The following is a 16,637-nucleotide window of genomic DNA, read 5'->3' as shown; positions in this document are numbered from 1 at the left end:
GGAGTTGGCGCCGCCCGGCAAAGCGCAGGAGCTTAGCCGGGCGGCGTCGTGCTGTCCGCCGAATCAGCCAAAACCCCTGTGACTTACGAGGTGTGAGCTTTCACACGCAACGCAGAATTGCCTTGCGGCGTCGCCGTCCGGCAGAGTCTTGCTTCCGTCAGGCCCCGCATACGGCACACGTGCACCCTCAAAGGTGCTGCACCACACAACTCAACAACCGTTCGCCGTATGCCGCCCACAGCACCACGGGCCCGTGTCTTCTGTGACCCAGTACGTCGGAGACCAGCGCAAGGGGCACGATTTCGCCCGCTTGGTCACCTGCGTGGGCGATGCTGGAAGGAAACCGTGTGAGCCGGATCTCGGTCCGGGGATTCGCGGTGGCTTCGGCCACTGCGGTCACCACCGTCGGCGCCGTCGTGGGTGTTGCCTCGGGCAGCACCCAGCCCTCGGACGACAACTTCGAGGCCACCGCGGCCGACACCACGCTGCTCGCGGACATCCCCGCGGGCGAGCAGGCCCAGGTACAGGTCTCCTCGCTCTCGGAGCAGGCCGACGTCCAGGCCGCTGCGGCCGACTCGGCCCTGAAGAAGTCCGCGGAGGAAGCGGCCCGCATCCAGGCCGCCAAGGACGCCGAAGCGAAGAAGAAGGCCGCCGACAAGGCGGAGAAGGAGCGCAAGGAGGCCGAAGCGCGCGCCGAACGCTCCTCGGTCCGTGACGCTTCGAGCTTCTCCGCCCAGGGCTCCTACTCCATCGCCGAGGTCAAGGCCATCGCCCGGCAGATGATCCCGGCCTCGCAGTTCCAGTGCTTCAGCAACATCGTGGACCACGAGTCCGGCTGGAACTACCGCGCGACCAACCCGTCCTCGGGCGCCTACGGTCTCGTCCAGGCCCTCCCGGGTTCGAAGATGTCGTCGGCCGGCGCCGACTGGCAGACGAACCCGGCCACCCAGATCAAGTGGGGCCTGAACTACATGAACAACCGCTACGACAGCCCCTGCGGCGCGTGGAACTTCTGGCAGGCCAACCGCTGGTACTAGACCGGCGAGCTCAACCTTGTGGAGCCCCTCACCGTCCTACGGTGGGGGGCTCCATGCGTGTAGGTTTCTGGTCCACGGCTCCCGGGGGGAGTGAGCGGGGGGAAGAGGGAAGATCATGTCGAGACTGCCACGGTGGCTGAACCGGCTTGGCGACGGCCTGAGTCGTATGGGCGACCGCCTGGACGAGCGCCGGGCGCATGCCGAACAGCCGGACGGAACCGGCGAATCGGGCACACCGGGCGACGGGGCGACGCCCGCGCCCGGCGGCGACGCGGGCAGTGCGCCCGAGTCCGCACCCGCATCCGTGCAGCAGCCCGGCGCCGAGGCGACCACCGCACCCGGCACCCGACCCGTCGCGGAACCGGCCGAAGAGGCGTCCGACGGAGCCCCGCACCCCAAGGCCGCGTTCGAGTCCGCGCGGTGGCCCGGGCGACGTGCGCCGTGGACCGGCAGCACCGCCGTCTCCGTACCCGCCCCTCCGGCCTACGCCCCCGCCGTCGCCGCACGGCCCGACCCGGTCGCCGCGATCCCGTGGGGCATGAGGGTCGCCGCCGAGGCCGGCTGGCGGCTGCTCGTACTCGCCGGCACGGTCTGGGTGCTGATGAAGGTGATCAGCTCCGTCCAACTGGTCGTCCTCGCCTTCGTCGCCGCGCTGCTCGTCACCGCGCTGCTCCAGCCCACGGTGAAGTGGCTGCGCCAGGCAGGGCTGCCGCGCGGTCTTGCCACGGCCGTCACCGCCGTCTCCGGCTTCGTGATCATGGGCTTGGTCGGCTGGTTCGTGGTCTGGCAGGTCATGGACAACATCGACAACCTGTCCGACCGGGTCAGGGACGGCATCGAAGAGCTCAAGCAGTGGCTGCTCGACAGTCCCTTCCACGTCACCGAGAAGCAGATCAACGACATCGCCAAGAACCTCAGCGACACCGTCGGCGCCAACACCGAGCAGATCACCTCCGCCGGACTCCAGGGCGTCACCGTCGTCGTCGAGGCGCTGACCGGCATCCTGCTCGCGATGTTCTCCACGCTCTTCCTGCTGTACGACGGCAAGAAGGTCTGGCAGTGGACGCTGAAGCTGGTGCCCGCGCAGGCCCGCCCCGGCGTCGCGGGCGCGGGGCCCCGGGCCTGGCGGACGCTGACCGCCTACGTACGGGGCACGGTGCTCGTCGCCCTGATCGACGCGGTCTTCATCGGCCTCGGGCTCTACTTCCTCGACGTCCCGATGGCCGTCCCGCTGGCCGTGTTCATCTTCCTCTTCGCCTTCATCCCGCTGGTCGGCGCCGTCATCTCCGGCGCCCTCGCGGTCGTGGTCGCCCTGGTCACCAACGGGGTGTTCACCGCCCTGATGGTCCTCGTCGTGGTCCTCGCCGTGCAGCAGATCGAGGGCCATGTGCTCCAGCCGTTCATCCTGGGCCGCGCGGTCCGGGTCCACCCGCTCGCCGTCGTCCTCGCGGTCGCGGCCGGCGGTCTGACCGCCGGTATCGGCGGCGCGGTGGTGGCCGTGCCGCTCGTCGCGGTCACCAACACCGTGGTCGGATATCTCCGCGCGTACAGTCAGGAACAGGCCATGCTCAGCACACCCGGTCCGCACGGAGCGACGGCGTTCGAGGTGGCGCCGACCCCGGCGCCCGGTTCGGCGGAGCGGAGCGACGCGTGATCTCCGAACCGGAGCTGGCCGGCGGGACGGAGTTCCCGGTGGCGGAGACCGTACGGATCGAGCCGGATCGGCGCCCGCCGCGCCCTCGCCGCCCCTGGCTGTGGGCGCTCGGCGGCGTGGTGGTGGCCTCGGCGCTGTGGGCCGGCGGACTCTACGCGTACGAGCGGACCCAGGGCGGGGGACCGGACCTGGGCGGATACCGGACCACCGCGAACCTCTGCGAGCAGGCGGAGCTGAAGGCGCTGTCCACGGCCCTCGGCAAGAAGTCGGCCGACGCCAACGGCCTGACCACGGATCATCCCGCGCTGGACATCGCCCGGTGCAACGCGACGCTGGGCAACCAGAGCGGCTACGACGTGGCGATCACCTACTCGCTGCACAAGGAGACCGACCCGGGACCGGAGTTCGAGGCCCGGATCGAGGACTCCGGCTACGAGGACGACGTCGAGCGGGTCGCCGGGGTGGGTGAGACGGCGTTCCTATGGGTGGACAGGCCCCCGAAGGGACCCTCCACCGGTGCCTGGCTCCACGTCCTGGACGGCCAGGCAGAGGTGAAGATCGAACTCATGGCGATCGGGGAGTACGAGGTGGATCCGGCGACGGGGCAGTCCATGGAGCGGCGGATGCCCTCCGCCGATCTGTCGGGCATCGGGGACTTCCTCGCCGAGGACGCACGGGCGCTGATGGCCGCGCTCAAGAAGTGACGGGGACGGAGAAGGGCCCCGGGGTTCGTACCCAGGGGCCCTTCTCGTCACGTCACACGCCTCACTCGGCGATGAGCGCTTCCGCGTCCAGCGTCACGCCGACCGCCTGGATCACCGAGGCGATCTTGACGGCCTCCTGGATCGTCTCGCGGTCGACACCGGCCTTGCGCAGGACCTGCTCGTGCGAGTCCAGGCACTGGCCGCAGCCGTTGATCGCGGAGACCGCCAGCGACCACAGCTCGAAGTCGACCTTCTCGACGCCCGGGTTCCCGATGACGTTCATCCGCAGACCGGCGCGCAGCGTCCCGTACTCCGGGTCCGACAGCAGGTGCCGGGTCCGGTAGAAGACGTTGTTCATCGCCATGATCGCGGCGGCGGACTTGGCCGCCGTGTACGCCTCGGGCTTGAGGTTGGCCTTGGCCTCCGGCTCCAGCTCGGCCAGGACCTTCGGCGATCGCGAGGCGATCGCGCAGGCCAGGACCGTGCCCCAGAGCTGCTGCTGCGGGAGCTCGCTGTTGCCGATCACCGAACCGAGGTTCAGCTTCAGGTCCTTGGCGAAGTCCGGTATGGCGGACTTCAGTTCGTCGAGAGCCATGTCAGATCACTCGCCCGACAGGAGCGCGGCCGCGTCGAGGGTGCCCTCGCCCTTGTTCCAGTTGCAGGGGCACAGCTCGTCGGTCTGCAGGGCGTCCAGGACCCGCAGGACCTCCTTGGGGTTACGGCCCACGGAGCCGGCGGTCACCATCGTGAACTGGATCTCGTTGTTCGGGTCCACGATGAAGACGGCGCGCTGGGCGAAGCCGTCCTCGCCCTCGACACCGCAGTCGCTCATCAGCTCGTGCTTGGAGTCGGCGAGCATCGGGAAGGGCAGGTCACGCAGGTCGGCGTGGTCCTTGCGCCAGGCGTGGTGCACGAACTCGGAGTCGCCGGAGACGCCGAGGATCTGGGCGTCACGGTCCGCGAACTCGTCGTTCAGCTTGCCGAAAGCGGCGATCTCGGTCGGGCAGACGAAAGTGAAGTCCTTGGGCCAGAAGAACACCACACGCCACTTGCCCTCGTAGGACTTGTGGTCGATCTGCTCGAACTCCTTGCCGCTCTCCAGCGACACGCAGGCGGTCAGGTCGTAGGTGGGGAACTGGTCACCGACAGTGAGCACGCGCTCTCCTTGCACAGAAGGAAGTCCCTTTTGGGGCCTTCCGAGGGGGGTTGGACGTGGGCTCATCCTGGCACGGAGTGCATTGATCAGTGAAATAGCTAGACTGCCTCGTGTTGATCGAAGGTGGTTATCAGTGGGATCTCCGTACAGCCCGTACGCCGGCCCGATGCGTGGCAAGCAGCCCAGTCTTTCCCAGCTCAGAGCGTTCGTGGCGGTCGCCGAGCAGCTGCACTTCCGTGATGCCGCCGCGGCGATCGGCATGAGCCAGCCGGCGCTCTCGGGCGCGGTTTCGGCTCTCGAAGAGGCACTCGGTGTCCAGCTCCTCGAGCGTACGACGCGCCGGGTGCTGCTCTCGCCCGCCGGCGAGCGGCTCGCGGTGCGGGCGAAGGCCGTCCTGGACGCCGTGGCGGAGCTGATGGAGGAGGCGGAGGCGGCACAGGCCCCGTTCACCGGGGTGCTGCGGCTCGGCGTGATCCCGACCGTCGCCCCGTATCTGCTGCCCACCGTCCTGAGCCTGGTCCACCGGCGCTACCCGGAGCTCGACCTCCAGGTCCACGAGGAGCAGACCTCCTCGCTCCTGGAGGGGCTCGCGGCCGGGCGGCTCGACCTGCTGCTGCTCGCCGTGCCGCTCGGGGTCCCCGGAGTGAGCGAACTCCCCCTCTTCGACGAGGACTTCGTGCTCGTCGCCCCGGAGGGTCATCCGCTGGCGGGCCGCGAGGACATACCGCGCGCGGCGCTGAAGGAGCTCAACCTGCTGCTTCTGGACGAGGGGCACTGTCTGCGCGACCAGGCCCTCGACATCTGCCGCGAGGCCGGCCGGACCGAGGGAGCACCGGTCACCACGACCGCGGCCGGGCTCTCCACCCTGGTCCAACTGGTGGCGGGCGGCCTCGGTGTCACGCTGCTGCCGCGCACGGCCGTCAGGGTCGAGACCGCCCGCAACACGGCCCTGTTCACCGGTTCCTTCGCCGAGCCCGCGCCCTCGCGGCAGGTCGCCCTCGCCATGCGGACGGGCGCCGCCCGGCAGGCCGAGTTCGAGGAGCTGGCCGAGGCACTGCGGGGCGCGCTGAAGCGCCTTCCGGTACGGGTGGTGGGCCCGGGTTCCTGAGACCCCCCGGCTTCAGGAACCCGCGCCCACACGTCATACATACGCTCGACGGGCTATTCCGTTCTCAGCCCGTCCGCGCGCATCAGCCGCCACAGCACCGGCATGCTCAGCAGCGTCACGGCCGCGATCAGCGCGACCCCGATCCCGGTGACGGGCAGGAACACCCACCAGTCCAGGACCTGTTGCCCCGTCATCTTCAGCAGGACGACACCGAGACCGAGCCCGCCCGCCACGGCGAGGACGAGACCGAGCACGATCGGCACCGCCGTCTGCCACAGCACCGACCAGCTCAGCGTGGTGCGCCGGGTGCCGAAGGCGACCAGCGAGGACAGCAGCCGCTTGCGGTCCCTGAGCTGTTCGAGCGTGGTCACCAGCAGCGAGGCCGCCACGAGGAGCATCGTGAGGGTCGAGCCGACGAGGATGCCGGTGCGGACGCTGGCGAACTGCGCGTTCCGCTCGGTGTTCTTCAGCGTGCGGACCCACGAGGTCGGGTCGAGGGCCACCGCCGTGTTCCGTACGTACTCGGCGGCGTCCGGCACGGCCGGGTCGAGCCGGACCATGGCGAGCGCGGCGGGATCGTCGAGCCGGGCCGCGTCGATCGCCGACGGGGTGGCGAGGATCCCGAACTCGTACATCCCCGTCGGGTCGGGGCGGGAGTCCACGATCCGGGTGGTGGTGGGGATCCGCCACTGGGGGAGCGTGCCCTTGTGCTCCTCCGGGTCCCGCAGGACGACCGTCCTGCCCGGCTTCGCGGTCTCCGTGACCCAGCTGTCGGGCGGCGCTCCCTGGGCGCCGTGCGCGAGGGCGATGAAGACGTCGCCGTCCGTGCAGGAGGGCAGCTTCGCGAATTCGCGGAGGGAGGCGCAGTCGCCGACCTTGATCGAGGTGAGCGGGGAGAACTCCTCACGTTCCTTCAGGGCGCCCGGCCGCCACGTGTACGACGTGATCGTGCCGGAGACTCCGCTGACGCCCCGGGTCTTCGTGAAGCGGGTGATCATCTCCCGGGCCTCGTCGCCGCTCGTCGCCTCGGTCTCGGCCACGAGCTGGGCCCGCGTGGAGTCCTCGCCCGTGGACTCGGTGAAGTCGTTCTCCATCGCCTGGAAGAGCATCTGGAGCGCGATCGCACCGGCCGCGGCGACGACGATGCCGCTGACGGCGCGGGCCGCCGTTCCGCTGCTCAGCTGGAGCCTGCGGACGGCCAGTTGCCAGGACACCGGCCCCCTGTGCAGCCGCTTCACGCCGGCCTCGACGAGCCACGGCAGCAGGGTGGTGAGGCCGATCAGGGCGAGGGTGACGCCGGCTCCGATCCCCACGGTGTCGATGGCGGTCTGGTTCACCTCCACCGTTCCGAACAGCGGGACGAGCAGGGCCACGCCGGCCGCCAGGAGCAGCACCCGCCACCACAGCCGGCGGCGGCGCGGTGTGGCGGACCGGACGACGCCGAGCGGCTCGATCGCCACGCCGCGCAGCGCGAAGAGCGTGACGACGACCGAGGCGACCGGCACCACGACGAGGACGAGCGCGGCGAGGGCGGGCATCGGCACGACGTCGGACGGGAAGGCGTTGACGTCCCAGATGGTGACCGTACCGGCGAACCGGCGGGCCACCGCGAAGAGTCCGACACCGACCGCGAGTCCGAGGAGCGCGCCCGCGAGGGACTCGCCGGCCGCGATCCGCCGGGTCGTCGCGGTGTCGGCGCCGACGAGGCGGAGCGCGGCGAGCCGCCGGTCGCGCTGTTCGCCGCCGAAGCGGACGGCGGTCGCGACGAACACGAGCACCGGGAGCAGCAGGACGACGGAGGCGACGAGGACGAGGAGGATCAGGAACGCGTTGAAGGGTTCCGCGGGCACCGACCAGCCGTAGCGCGATCCGCGCCCGTCGTAGTTGTCGGTGGTGAGGAAGTCGACCTGGGCGATGTAGCGCAGCTCGGCCGGGCCGATGAGTCCGGCGTCGCCGATCGTCCCGGCGACCCTGTAGGGGAGCCGTTCCTTGAGGAGGGCGCCGTCGGGGGAGTCGAGCAGCTCGCGGAGCGCGGGGGAGACCAGCATCTCGCCGTTCGCGGGCAGCTTCGCCGCGCCGGGCGGGAGAGGGGTCTCGGTGCCCTCGGGACGCAGAAGGAGACCGGTGACGGCGTCGCCCCGGTAGAGCGTGGTCTGTCCGAGGTGGAGAAAGGTGTCGGGGCGGGGGCCGGTCTCCTGCTCGCTGCCGTCGACGGTGCGGGTCGCCTCGCGCACCTCCCGCTGGAAGAGCATGTCGGGCAGCGAGGCGGCCCCGAGCAGCAGGGCGACGCCGAACCCGATGCCGGCGGCGGTCAGGACCGTACGGACCCAGCCCTGACGGCCTCCGGTGACCGCGAACCGCGCGCCGAGCGTCAGGTCGCGGGCCCAGGTACGGAGTCTCATACCGCCCACTCCGTGTCCCGGACGGCGCCGTCGCGGACGATGACCTCGCGGTCGGAGTAGGCGGCGACCCGGGCCTCGTGGGTGACGAGGACGACGGCGGCGCCGGTGTCCCGGGCCGCGTCCGTGAGCAGCTCCATCACCCGCTCGCCGTTGAGGGAGTCGAGCGCGCCGGTGGGTTCGTCGGCGAAGAGCACCCGCGGGGCGCTGACGAGCGCGCGGGCGACCGCGACCCGCTGGCCCTGGCCGCCGGATATCTCACCGGGCCGCTTGGCGGCGATGTCGTCGACCTCCAGACGCGAGAGCCAGTCCCGCGCCCGCTGTTCGGCGCTCTTGCGCCGCTCGCCGTTCAAACGCAGTGGAAGGGCGACGTTCTCGACGCAGGTCAGCTCCGGCACCAGCTGTCCGAACTGGAAGACGAAGCCGAAGTCGGAACGGCGCAGGGCGCTGCGCTCGCCGTCCGACATCGTGCTCAGCTCGCGCCCGTCGTAGGTGATGGTGCCGGCGTCGGGCCGGACGATCCCGGCGAGACAGTGCAGCAGGGTGGACTTCCCGGAGCCCGAGGGGCCCATCACGGCGACGACCTCGCCGACCCGGATGGCGAACTCGGCGCCCGAGAGCGCCGGGGTCGGTCCGTACGCCTTGTCCAGTCCGCTCGCCCGGAGCAGGGGGCCGGCGGTCATCGGCGGATCTCCTCGGCGAGCCGGTCGAGCCGGGCGGCGGTCAGTTCCAGCCAGCGCAGATCGGCTTCGAGGTGGAAGAGGGCGTGGTCGCAGATCAGCTGGTCGGCGAGGTCGCCGTCCTTCTTGCGCCGGGTCAGCTCGCGCATCAGCCGCAGATGCTCCGCGCGCTGGACGTCGAGCAGCTCGGCGGCCCCGCGTCCGGTGAGCAGCGCGAGGACGACCTTGGTGTAGAGCGTGGACTGGAGGTACGGCTCCGGCTTCTCGGGGCGCCGCAGCCACTGCTCGACATCGGTGACGCCGGCCTCGGTGATGGCGTACCGCTTCCGCTCGGGGCCGCCGCCGGCCTCGATGCCGTCGACCTCGACCAGGCCGTTCTTCAGCAGCCGGGACATCGTCGAGTAGACCTGCCCGTAGTGCAGCGGCCGGTCGTGGCCGAATTTCTCGTCGAAGGCGCGCTTGAGGTCGTAGCCATGGCGCGGACCGGACTCCAGGAGCCCGAGAAGGGTGTGTCCGATTGACATGCCGTCACTCTACACCCGGTGTATACCCACGATGTATAGCCGTCGTGAACGGTGAAATCGGGCCATGTGACCAGCGATAACGGGTGATGTGAGCGGCGTCGCACAACCATCCCGGCCCCAGGAGCGTCGGTTCCAGCGGGGACGGGTGCTGATTGTCACGTCCGGAAAAGACCGGATCGATTGCACTTTGTCAGCATCAGCGGTGTTAGCTTGCTGAGCTGATCCGGCGCGGGCACCACACCCGCGACCACGACGAGCGGAGCGACGAAGCACATGGGCCGAGCGGACAAAAGCCAGGGGAAGAAGGGCGGGCGGATACGCCGACTCTTCACCTGGAAGAAGATCCTGGGCACGTTCTTCGTCGGCTGCCTCCTCGTGATGGGCGCCTTCTACGCGGTCTACCTGATGGTCCCGGTGCCGATCGCCAACGCCCAGGCGACCATGCAGAGCAACGTCTACAAGTACGCCGACGGCAAGATCCTCGCCCGGACCGGCGAGATCAACCGCGAGATCGTGGGCCTGGAGAAGATCCCGGTACCGGTCCAGAACGCCTTCGTCGCCGCGGAGAACAAGTCCTTCTACAAGGACAACGGCGTCGACATCAAGGGCACCACCCGCGCCGCCTGGTCCACGATCACCGGCAAGGGCAAGCAGGGTGGCTCGACCATCACCCAGCAGTACGTCAAGAACTTCTACCTGAGCCAGGACCAGACCGCGACGCGCAAGCTCAAGGAAATGGTCATCGCGCTCAAGGTCGACCAGCGCATGGGGAAGCCCGAGATCCTCGCCGGGTACATGAACACGAGCTTCTACGGCCGCAGCGCCTACGGCATCCAGGCCGCGGCGCAGTCGTACTACGGCGTCGACGCCTCCAAGCTCAACGTCGCCCAGGGCGCCTACCTCGCCTCGCTGCTCCAGGCCCCCAACCAGTACGACTGGACCGCCGCCAGCCCGACCGGCCGCAAGCTCGTCGAGGAGCGCTGGAACTACACCCTCGACAACATGGTCGAGGAGGGCTGGCTCGACGCGACGGAGCGCGCCACGCTGAAGTTCCCCGTCCCGCAGAAGGAGAAGGCCGCCCCCGGCATGGAGGGCCAGCGCGGCTACCTCGTCGAGGCCGCGAACCAGGAGTTGATCCGGCAGGGCATCAGCGCCGAGGACATCAAGGCCGGCGGCTGGACCATCACGCTCAACATCGACGAGAAGAAGCAGAAGGCCCTCGTCGCCGCGGTCGACCAGCAGCTGGAGGAGAAGCTCGACCGCAAGGGCGACAAGAAGGACGCCACCGTCCAGGCCGGCGCCACCTCCGTCGACCCGAAGACCGGCAAGGTCGTCGCCCTCTACGGCGGCATCGGCGCCACCGAGCACTGGACGTCGAACGCCACCCGCCGCGACTACCAGCCGGCCTCGACCTTCAAGCCGATCGTGCTCGCCTCCGCGCTCGAGAACGACGCCACGACCCAGGACGAGCGGAAGATCGGCCTCGGCACGATCTACAACGGCGACAGCCAGACACCGGTCGTGGGCAGCGACATCGCCTTCGCCCCGGAGAACGAGGACGACAGGAACTACGGCCCCGTCACCGTCCAGAAGGCCACCAACAGCTCGATCAACTCGGTCTTCGCCCAGATGATCGTGGACGTCGGCCCGGGGCACGTGAAGAGGACCGCCCTCGACCTCGGTCTGAAGGACGGCCCGGACTTCGGCGAGAGCCCCGCGATGTCGCTCGGCACCATGGGCGCCTCCACCTGGGACATGGCCGGCGCCTACGCGACGCTCGACAACCACGGTGTGAAGGTCACCCCGACCATCGTGAAGTCCGCCGAGCACAAGGACCGCAAGGTCGATCCCGTGAAGGCCATCGGCGACCAGGTCGTCAGCCGCGAGACCGCCGACACCGTCACCAAGGCCATGACCGGCGTCGTCACCAGCGGCTCCGGCACCCGGGCGGCCGGCGACTACGCCGCGGCGGGCAAGACGGGTACGTCGGAGAACAACCGCTCCGCCTGGTTCGTCGGCTACACCCCCGAACTGGTCACGGCCGTCGGCCTCTTCGGCGAGGACCCCAAGGGCAACCAGGTCACCCTCACCGACACGATCAACAAGGGCCGCGCCAACGGCGGCAGGACCCCGGCCCAGATCTGGGGCGACTACACCACCGCCGCCCTCGGCGGCGGCTCGGACGCCCGCTTCGACCTGGAGACCGACGACTCCGCGGTCCAGGAGCCGAACCCGACGCCGACCCAGTCCACCGAGGCCCCGACGTCGACCCCGCCGCCCACCACCGGCTCCCCGGACCCGACGCCGCCGCCGACCTCGACGGCGACCACGCCGCCGCTGCCTACGGACACGATCACGGTGCCGCCCCCGCCGACCGGGACGACGGACCCGACCGGTCCGACGATCGAACCGCCGGACTTCGGCGGCGACGAGCGCCCCGAACGGTGACATGACGAAGGCCGGACCCCTTGAGGGTCCGGCCTTCGCCGTGATCGAGCCGTACGGTTCCGCGGCCCGCGAACGGGTGGAGGGGGTACGGCCCTACGTCCGCGTGGACAGCTCGAACCAGACCACCTTGCCGCCCGAGAGCCGCGTCGCCCCCCACCGCCGGGCCAGCCGGTTCACCAGGAACAGACCGCGCCCGCCCTCGTCGGTGTCCCGCGCCCGCCGCTGCCGCGGCAGCTGCGGGGAGTCGTCGCCGACCTCGCAGCGCAGGACGTCGGTCTTCAGCAGCCGCAGGGTCACCGGCCGCTCCGCGTACCGCACGGCGTTCGTCACGACCTCGCTGATCAGCAGCTCGACCGAGTCCGACAGCTCCTCCAGGTCCCAGCGGGCCAGCGCCCTCCGCGCGAGCCGCCGGGCGCGCCCCGGGGCCGCGTCCTCCGGTTCCAGGAACCAGTACGCCACGTCACTGGGAGCGATCCCGTCGAACCGGGCCGCGAGCAGCGCGATGTCGTCGTCCCGGTCGCCCGGGCCGAGCATGTCGAGGACGTCGTCGCAGAGGGCTTCGAGGGGCGGCGAGTGGTCCGGACCGGTCAGCTGGGCGGTCGCCGCGAGGCGCTCCCGCAGCTGCTCTATCCCGGTCCACACGTCCCTCAGCCGGGACTCCACCAGGCCGTCGGTGTAGAGCAGCAGCGTGGCGCCCGCCGGGGCGTCCAGCTCCACCGCCTCGAAGTCGACCCCGCCCACGCCGATCGGCGCCCCCGGCGGTACGCGCAGGACCTCCGCGCGGCCGCCGAGGTGGAGCAGTATCGGCGGCGGATGGCCGGCGTTGGCGATGGTGATCCGGTGCGAGACCGGGTCGTACACCGCGTACATGCAGGTCGCCATCCGGTCCTGACCGAGCCGCTGGGCCTGCTCGTCCAGGTGGTGCAGCACCTCCTGCGGCGGCAGGTCGAGCCCGGCCAGGGTCTGCGCCGTCGTCCGCAGCTGGCCCATGATCGCCGCGGAGGTCATGGAGTGGCCCATGACGTCGCCGACGACCAGCGCCACCCGGCTGCCGGGCAGCGGGATCGCGTCGTACCAGTCACCGCCGACCCGGGCCGTCTCGGCGGCCGGCAGATAGCGGGAGGCGAGCCGGACACCGGTCGGCTGCGGCAGCGAGTCCGGAAGCATCGTGCGCTGGAGCTCGTCGGCGATGTACGCCTCGCGGCCGTACAGCACGGCCTTGTCGATGCCGAGTGCGGTGTGGGTCGCCAGCTGCGCCGCGACCAGGAGATCATTGGGCTCGAAGCCGGGCCGCTCGGGCCGGCGCAGGAAGACCGCGGCGCCGATCACCCGGCGGCGGCCCCGCAGCGGGGCGAGGATCGCCCGGTGCCCACCGGGCAGCACGTGCTCGGGCCCGAGCAGTTCGGGCAGCGCGGCGCGGGCGGCGGCGGAGTCGCCGAAGACCGGGCGCACCCCGCGCAGCACCTCGGCGAGCGCACCGCCGGAGCGGACCTCGCACAGCTCGGCGGCCGGGGTCGGGTCGGGGTCGGGGACGAGCGCCAGCTCCTCGCCCTCCACCTCCGCTAAACGGAGCCGGTCGGTGCGGCGCAGCCGCAGCACGAACGGCGCCACCGGCCGCTCGTCGCCCACCGGAAGCGGGTCGCGCAGATAGACCAGGATCGCGTCGGAGAAGGTCGGCACGGTCGCCCGGCACAGACCGAGCACGATCTCGTCGAGGTCTATCCCGCGCGCGATGCGTCGGGTCGCCGCGCCCACGAACCGCAGCCGGTCGCCCTCGCGCCGCGCCGCCAGCACATCCTGCGGTGCCGCCGCTCCCGGGGCGACGTTCACGGCCATCGCTGCGGCAGGGGCACCGGCCTGCCCGGCTCCTTGCGCGGCGGAACCGCCGCCGTGTCCGGCCGATCCGCCGCCATGCGCTGCCGATTCGCCCGCCGAACCGGCCGGCGCGGCCCCATGGCCGGGCGTCGTGCCGCCATGCCCGGCCGGTGTGCCGCCGGCGGGGGCCGACGTGGGCGGCGTCCCCTGACCGGGCACGGGGGCTCCCGTACCGGAGCGGCCCGAGCCCGCGGCGTCGCCGGAGCGACCGTCCGCGGCGCCTGGCCGGTGACCGGCCGCGCCGGGCTGCGCGGGCACAGGGGCCTCGGCCGCTTCCTGGCGGGGGCGGGTGCGCTCGTGCGACCGGGCAGCCAGCGGCTGCCGGCCTTCGTGGGAGGTGGGATGCTCCGTCACGCGTGGGATTCCGTCCGTCCGGGCCGGTGGTGCGATGCACTCGCTCTTCTCGCCGATGCCGCGCCTTCACCGGGGATAAACCCCTGGCACGCGGTGGATGTGCATGCCCCGCGAGCAGCGGCTACGACAGGGGTCGGCACACCCGGGCACACGTCCGGCACTGCTCTCCCCCTCAGAATGACTTACGGTCAGGTCCTGCGCTGTGCTCTGTGGTTGACGCCTCGTTCGGTTGATCACCGCCTTGCGGAGGACGATCCTACGTTTGCACCCCGGGGGCGCATCAAGGGTCTCACGGTGCCGTGTGCGCCGGAGTGCGATCCCAGTCCGAGGGCAGCTCGGGCACGCTCCACCGGGGATCGGGCCGCCAGTCCTCCCATCCGTCGGAGAACGGCGCGCCCCACGCCCCGATCACCTCGACCGCGGCGCGGCCCGCCGCCCGCACCCGCGCGGCCTGCGCCGCGTCCATCAGACCGGCCCGCTGGGCCTGCGCGAACTCGTCCTCGTCCCGCCACAGCCAGCTGCGGTCGGGGTAGACAGAGATGTCGAGGAAGTGGTCCTCGGAGTCGATGCCTCCGGACCACCGGGTGCGCGGCTCCTCGAGGTTCACGTACCAGCTGCGAAAGCGCCAGCCGCGATCCCAGAACAGCCAGACCGACCAGGGATCCGCCGGTCCCGCCAGTTTCAGCACCCCCGTGCCGAACCAGCGCGCGCGGGCGGTGGTGCGCGGGGCGGTGTACCGGGTGGCGAGCGGCTCCTCGTGCACGGGGGTTCCGTCGGCGAGCACCGGCTTGACGCACTCGGTGCCCGGGGCCATCCAGACGGCGAGCAGCTCGGGGGTGTCCTGGACGACGGTCACCGGCCGGCAGATGTGCACCGCGCCGGATCCGTTGCCGCGGTAGCGCCAGAGGATGTGCTCCCCCGGCGCCCAGTGCTGAGGGCCGCCCGATCCTGTCATGCGCAGATCTTAGGGGCGGGCCCCCTTCGTCGCTGCGGTACAGGTCACGGATGAGTCATGCGCAGCACGTCGAGCGCTTCGTCGAGTTGTTCGACTGTGAGGTCGCCCCGCTCCACATAGCCGGACTCGAGCACCACCTGCCGGATCGTTCTCCGCTCCGCCAGGGACTTCTTGGCCACCTTCGCGGCCTCCTCGTAGCCGATGTACTTGTTCAGCGGGGTGACGACGGACGGCGAGGACTCGGCGTACTCCCGGGCCCGCTCGACATTGGCGGTGATGCCGTCGACCGTCCGGTCCGCGAGGAGGCGGGAGGCGTTGGCGAGGAGCCGTACGGACTCCAGCAGGTTCTTGGCGATCACCGGGAGCATGACGTTGAGCTCGAAGTTCCCGGCCGCGCCTGCGACCGCCACCGTGGTGTCGTTGCCGGTCACCTGCGCGGCGACCATGAGGACCGCCTCGGGGACGACCGGGTTCACCTTGCCCGGCATGATCGACGAGCCGGGCTGGAGGTCGGGGAGGTTGATCTCGGCGAGGCCCGTGCGCGGGCCGCTCGCCATCCAGCGCAGATCGTTGGAGATCTTCGTGAGGCCGACGGCGATGGTCCTGAGCTGCCCGGACGTCTCCACCAGGCCGTCCCGGGCGCCCTGCGCCTCGAAGTGGTCGCGGGCCTCGGTGAGCGGCAGACCGGTGGCGTCGGCGATCTCGGCGATGACCGCGGCGGAGAACCCGGGCGGCGTGTTGATGCCGGTGCCCACCGCCGTACCGCCGAGGGGGAGTTCGGCGAGCCGGGGCAGCGAGGCGCGCAGCCGCTCGATCCCGTACCGGACCTGGGCCGCGTAGCCGCCGAACTCCTGCCCGAGTGTCACCGGCGTGGCGTCCATCAGATGCGTGCGGCCCGACTTCACCACGTCCGCGAATTCGGCCGATTTCCGCTCCAGGGATTCGGCCAGGTGATCGAGCGCCGGGATCAGATCGCGGGTGACGGCGGCCGTTGCGGCGATGTGGATCGAGGAGGGGAAGACGTCGTTGGAGGACTGGGACGCGTTCACATGGTCGTTGGGGTGGACGCTACGGTCCGCGGGGAGCCCGCTCAGCCGCTCGGTGGCGAGGGTGGCGATGACCTCGTTGGTGTTCATGTTGGACGAGGTGCCCGAGCCGGTCTGGAAGACGTCGACCGGGAAGTGCTCGTCCCAGCGGCCCTCGGCGACCTCGGCCGCCGCCTCCTGGATGGCCGTGGCGAGGTCCTGGTCGACGACCCCGAGCTCGGCGTTGACCTTGGCGGCGGCGGACTTGATCCGGGCGAGCGCCTCGATATGGGCCCGTTCGAGCCGTTGCCCCGAGATGGGGAAGTTCTCCACCGCCCGCTGGGTCTGCGCCCGCCACTTGGCGTGCCGGGGGACGCGCACCTCGCCCATCGAGTCGTGCTCGATCCGGTAGTCGCCGGTCTTGTCGCCGCTGGTATCGGCTGTGCCGCCGCTGGTGTCGGTCATGTCGTCAACCTCCATACAAAGTTGAGCACTTGTCTTGTTCCGGCTATTCCCATTGCACGTACCGGCCAGTAAAAACCGTGGGTAACCCCACTTCCAGGAGGCGCAATGAGGCGCACCAGGTACAGACTCCGCTGGACGATCGCGGCCACGGCCGCGGCCCCCCCCGCCCCCCGCCCCCAGGCCCCCCCCGCCCCCCCCCGCGCGGCCCGCACCCGAACCGGCACCCGAACCGCGGCGGGCGGACCCCCCGCGC

General features: G+C 71.0%; 13 protein-coding genes. 5 read left to right on the top strand and 8 right to left on the bottom strand.

Annotated features, from left to right (window positions below):
* Positions 1-347 precede the first annotated feature (347 nt).
* The 3 genes from ACFVZW_RS11195 to ACFVZW_RS11185 all read left to right on the top strand — a co-directional run bounded on the left by ACFVZW_RS11195 (position 348) and on the right by ACFVZW_RS11185 (position 3,395).
* Positions 348-1,037: a transglycosylase SLT domain-containing protein gene (locus ACFVZW_RS11195; RefSeq protein WP_384519643.1), complete on the top strand. Its 690-nt coding sequence runs from the start codon at positions 348-350 to the stop codon at positions 1,035-1,037.
* A 115-nt stretch (positions 1,038-1,152) separates the two neighbouring features.
* A complete protein-coding gene (locus tag ACFVZW_RS11190) occupies positions 1,153-2,691 on the top strand; it encodes an AI-2E family transporter (RefSeq protein ID WP_384519641.1) in 1,539 nt (512 codons plus the stop codon).
* The gene (locus tag ACFVZW_RS11185; protein ID WP_384519639.1) at positions 2,688-3,395 is read left to right on the top strand and encodes a hypothetical protein; all 708 of its coding nucleotides are present in this window, start codon (positions 2,688-2,690) and stop codon (positions 3,393-3,395) included. Before ACFVZW_RS11190 ends, ACFVZW_RS11185 begins: the two co-directional genes overlap by 4 nt.
* Positions 3,396-3,456: 61 nt before the next feature.
* Here the strand turns inward: ACFVZW_RS11185 and ACFVZW_RS11180 are convergent, their stop codons facing one another.
* Entirely contained in the window at positions 3,457-3,990 is a 534-nt protein-coding gene (locus ACFVZW_RS11180) for an alkyl hydroperoxide reductase (protein WP_329116564.1), read from the bottom strand.
* 6 nt (positions 3,991-3,996) lie between these two features.
* Positions 3,997-4,551 carry a peroxiredoxin gene (locus ACFVZW_RS11175; RefSeq protein WP_383559163.1) on the bottom strand — a complete coding sequence of 185 codons (555 nt, stop codon included), beginning with the start codon at positions 4,549-4,551 and terminating at the stop codon, positions 3,997-3,999.
* Positions 4,552-4,717: 166 nt separating this feature from the next.
* Between ACFVZW_RS11175 and ACFVZW_RS11170 the strand changes: the two genes are divergently transcribed.
* Positions 4,718-5,659 (top strand): hydrogen peroxide-inducible genes activator, encoded by a 942-nt coding sequence (locus ACFVZW_RS11170; RefSeq protein WP_384519829.1) that lies wholly within the window; start codon positions 4,718-4,720, stop codon positions 5,657-5,659.
* A 53-nt stretch (positions 5,660-5,712) separates the two neighbouring features.
* Here ACFVZW_RS11170 and ACFVZW_RS11165 read toward each other — a convergent pair whose 3' ends face one another.
* Genes ACFVZW_RS11165 through ACFVZW_RS11155 form a run of 3 tightly spaced genes read right to left on the bottom strand, consistent with a single transcriptional unit; the run spans position 5,713 to position 9,262 of the window.
* Entirely contained in the window at positions 5,713-8,061 is a 2,349-nt protein-coding gene (locus ACFVZW_RS11165; RefSeq protein WP_384519637.1) for an FtsX-like permease family protein, read from the bottom strand.
* Positions 8,058-8,741, bottom strand: a complete 684-nt coding sequence (locus tag ACFVZW_RS11160) for an ABC transporter ATP-binding protein (protein ID WP_384519635.1) — start codon at positions 8,739-8,741, stop codon at positions 8,058-8,060. Before ACFVZW_RS11160 ends, ACFVZW_RS11165 begins: the two co-directional genes overlap by 4 nt.
* Entirely contained in the window at positions 8,738-9,262 is a 525-nt protein-coding gene (locus ACFVZW_RS11155) for a PadR family transcriptional regulator (RefSeq protein ID WP_329116555.1), read from the bottom strand. Before ACFVZW_RS11155 ends, ACFVZW_RS11160 begins: the two co-directional genes overlap by 4 nt.
* Positions 9,263-9,535: 273 nt before the next feature.
* Between ACFVZW_RS11155 and ACFVZW_RS11150 the strand changes: the two genes are divergently transcribed.
* Positions 9,536-11,710 (top strand): transglycosylase domain-containing protein, encoded by a 2,175-nt coding sequence (locus ACFVZW_RS11150; protein ID WP_384519633.1) that lies wholly within the window; start codon positions 9,536-9,538, stop codon positions 11,708-11,710.
* 93 nt (positions 11,711-11,803) lie between these two features.
* Here ACFVZW_RS11150 and ACFVZW_RS11145 read toward each other — a convergent pair whose 3' ends face one another.
* From ACFVZW_RS11145 to ACFVZW_RS11135, 3 genes are all read right to left on the bottom strand, one after another.
* Complete coding sequence (locus tag ACFVZW_RS11145) at positions 11,804-13,939, bottom strand: SpoIIE family protein phosphatase (protein WP_384519631.1); 2,136 nt, start codon at positions 13,937-13,939, stop codon at positions 11,804-11,806.
* A 289-nt stretch (positions 13,940-14,228) separates the two neighbouring features.
* A complete protein-coding gene (locus ACFVZW_RS11140) occupies positions 14,229-14,894 on the bottom strand; it encodes a DUF402 domain-containing protein (RefSeq protein ID WP_384519630.1) in 666 nt (221 codons plus the stop codon).
* Positions 14,895-14,938: 44 nt separating this feature from the next.
* A complete protein-coding gene (locus ACFVZW_RS11135; protein ID WP_384519628.1) occupies positions 14,939-16,384 on the bottom strand; it encodes a class II fumarate hydratase in 1,446 nt (481 codons plus the stop codon).
* Between the last annotated feature and the right edge of the window lie 253 nt (positions 16,385-16,637).

This window comes from Streptomyces sp. NPDC059567, assembly GCF_042735655.1.
Classification (GTDB): domain Bacteria; phylum Actinomycetota; class Actinomycetes; order Streptomycetales; family Streptomycetaceae; genus Streptomyces.
This window is presented reverse-complemented; position numbering and strand designations above follow the sequence as displayed.

What these genes read in the sequence shown, in the direction of transcription:
- ACFVZW_RS11140 (WP_384519630.1), bottom strand. Translation starts at nt 14,894, where the DNA reads ATGACAGGATCGGGCGGCCCTCAGCACTGGGCGCCGGGGGAGCACATC.
- ACFVZW_RS11180 (WP_329116564.1), bottom strand. Translation starts at nt 3,990, where the DNA reads ATGGCTCTCGACGAACTGAAGTCCGCCATACCGGACTTCGCCAAGGAC.
- ACFVZW_RS11170 (WP_384519829.1), top strand. Translation starts at nt 4,718, where the DNA reads ATGCGTGGCAAGCAGCCCAGTCTTTCCCAGCTCAGAGCGTTCGTGGCG.
- ACFVZW_RS11135 (WP_384519628.1), bottom strand. Translation starts at nt 16,384, where the DNA reads ATGACCGACACCAGCGGCGGCACAGCCGATACCAGCGGCGACAAGACC.
- ACFVZW_RS11155 (WP_329116555.1), bottom strand. Translation starts at nt 9,262, where the DNA reads ATGTCAATCGGACACACCCTTCTCGGGCTCCTGGAGTCCGGTCCGCGC.
- ACFVZW_RS11160 (WP_384519635.1), bottom strand. Translation starts at nt 8,741, where the DNA reads ATGACCGCCGGCCCCCTGCTCCGGGCGAGCGGACTGGACAAGGCGTAC.
- ACFVZW_RS11165 (WP_384519637.1), bottom strand. Translation starts at nt 8,061, where the DNA reads ATGAGACTCCGTACCTGGGCCCGCGACCTGACGCTCGGCGCGCGGTTC.
- ACFVZW_RS11190 (WP_384519641.1), top strand. Translation starts at nt 1,153, where the DNA reads ATGTCGAGACTGCCACGGTGGCTGAACCGGCTTGGCGACGGCCTGAGT.
- ACFVZW_RS11150 (WP_384519633.1), top strand. Translation starts at nt 9,536, where the DNA reads ATGGGCCGAGCGGACAAAAGCCAGGGGAAGAAGGGCGGGCGGATACGC.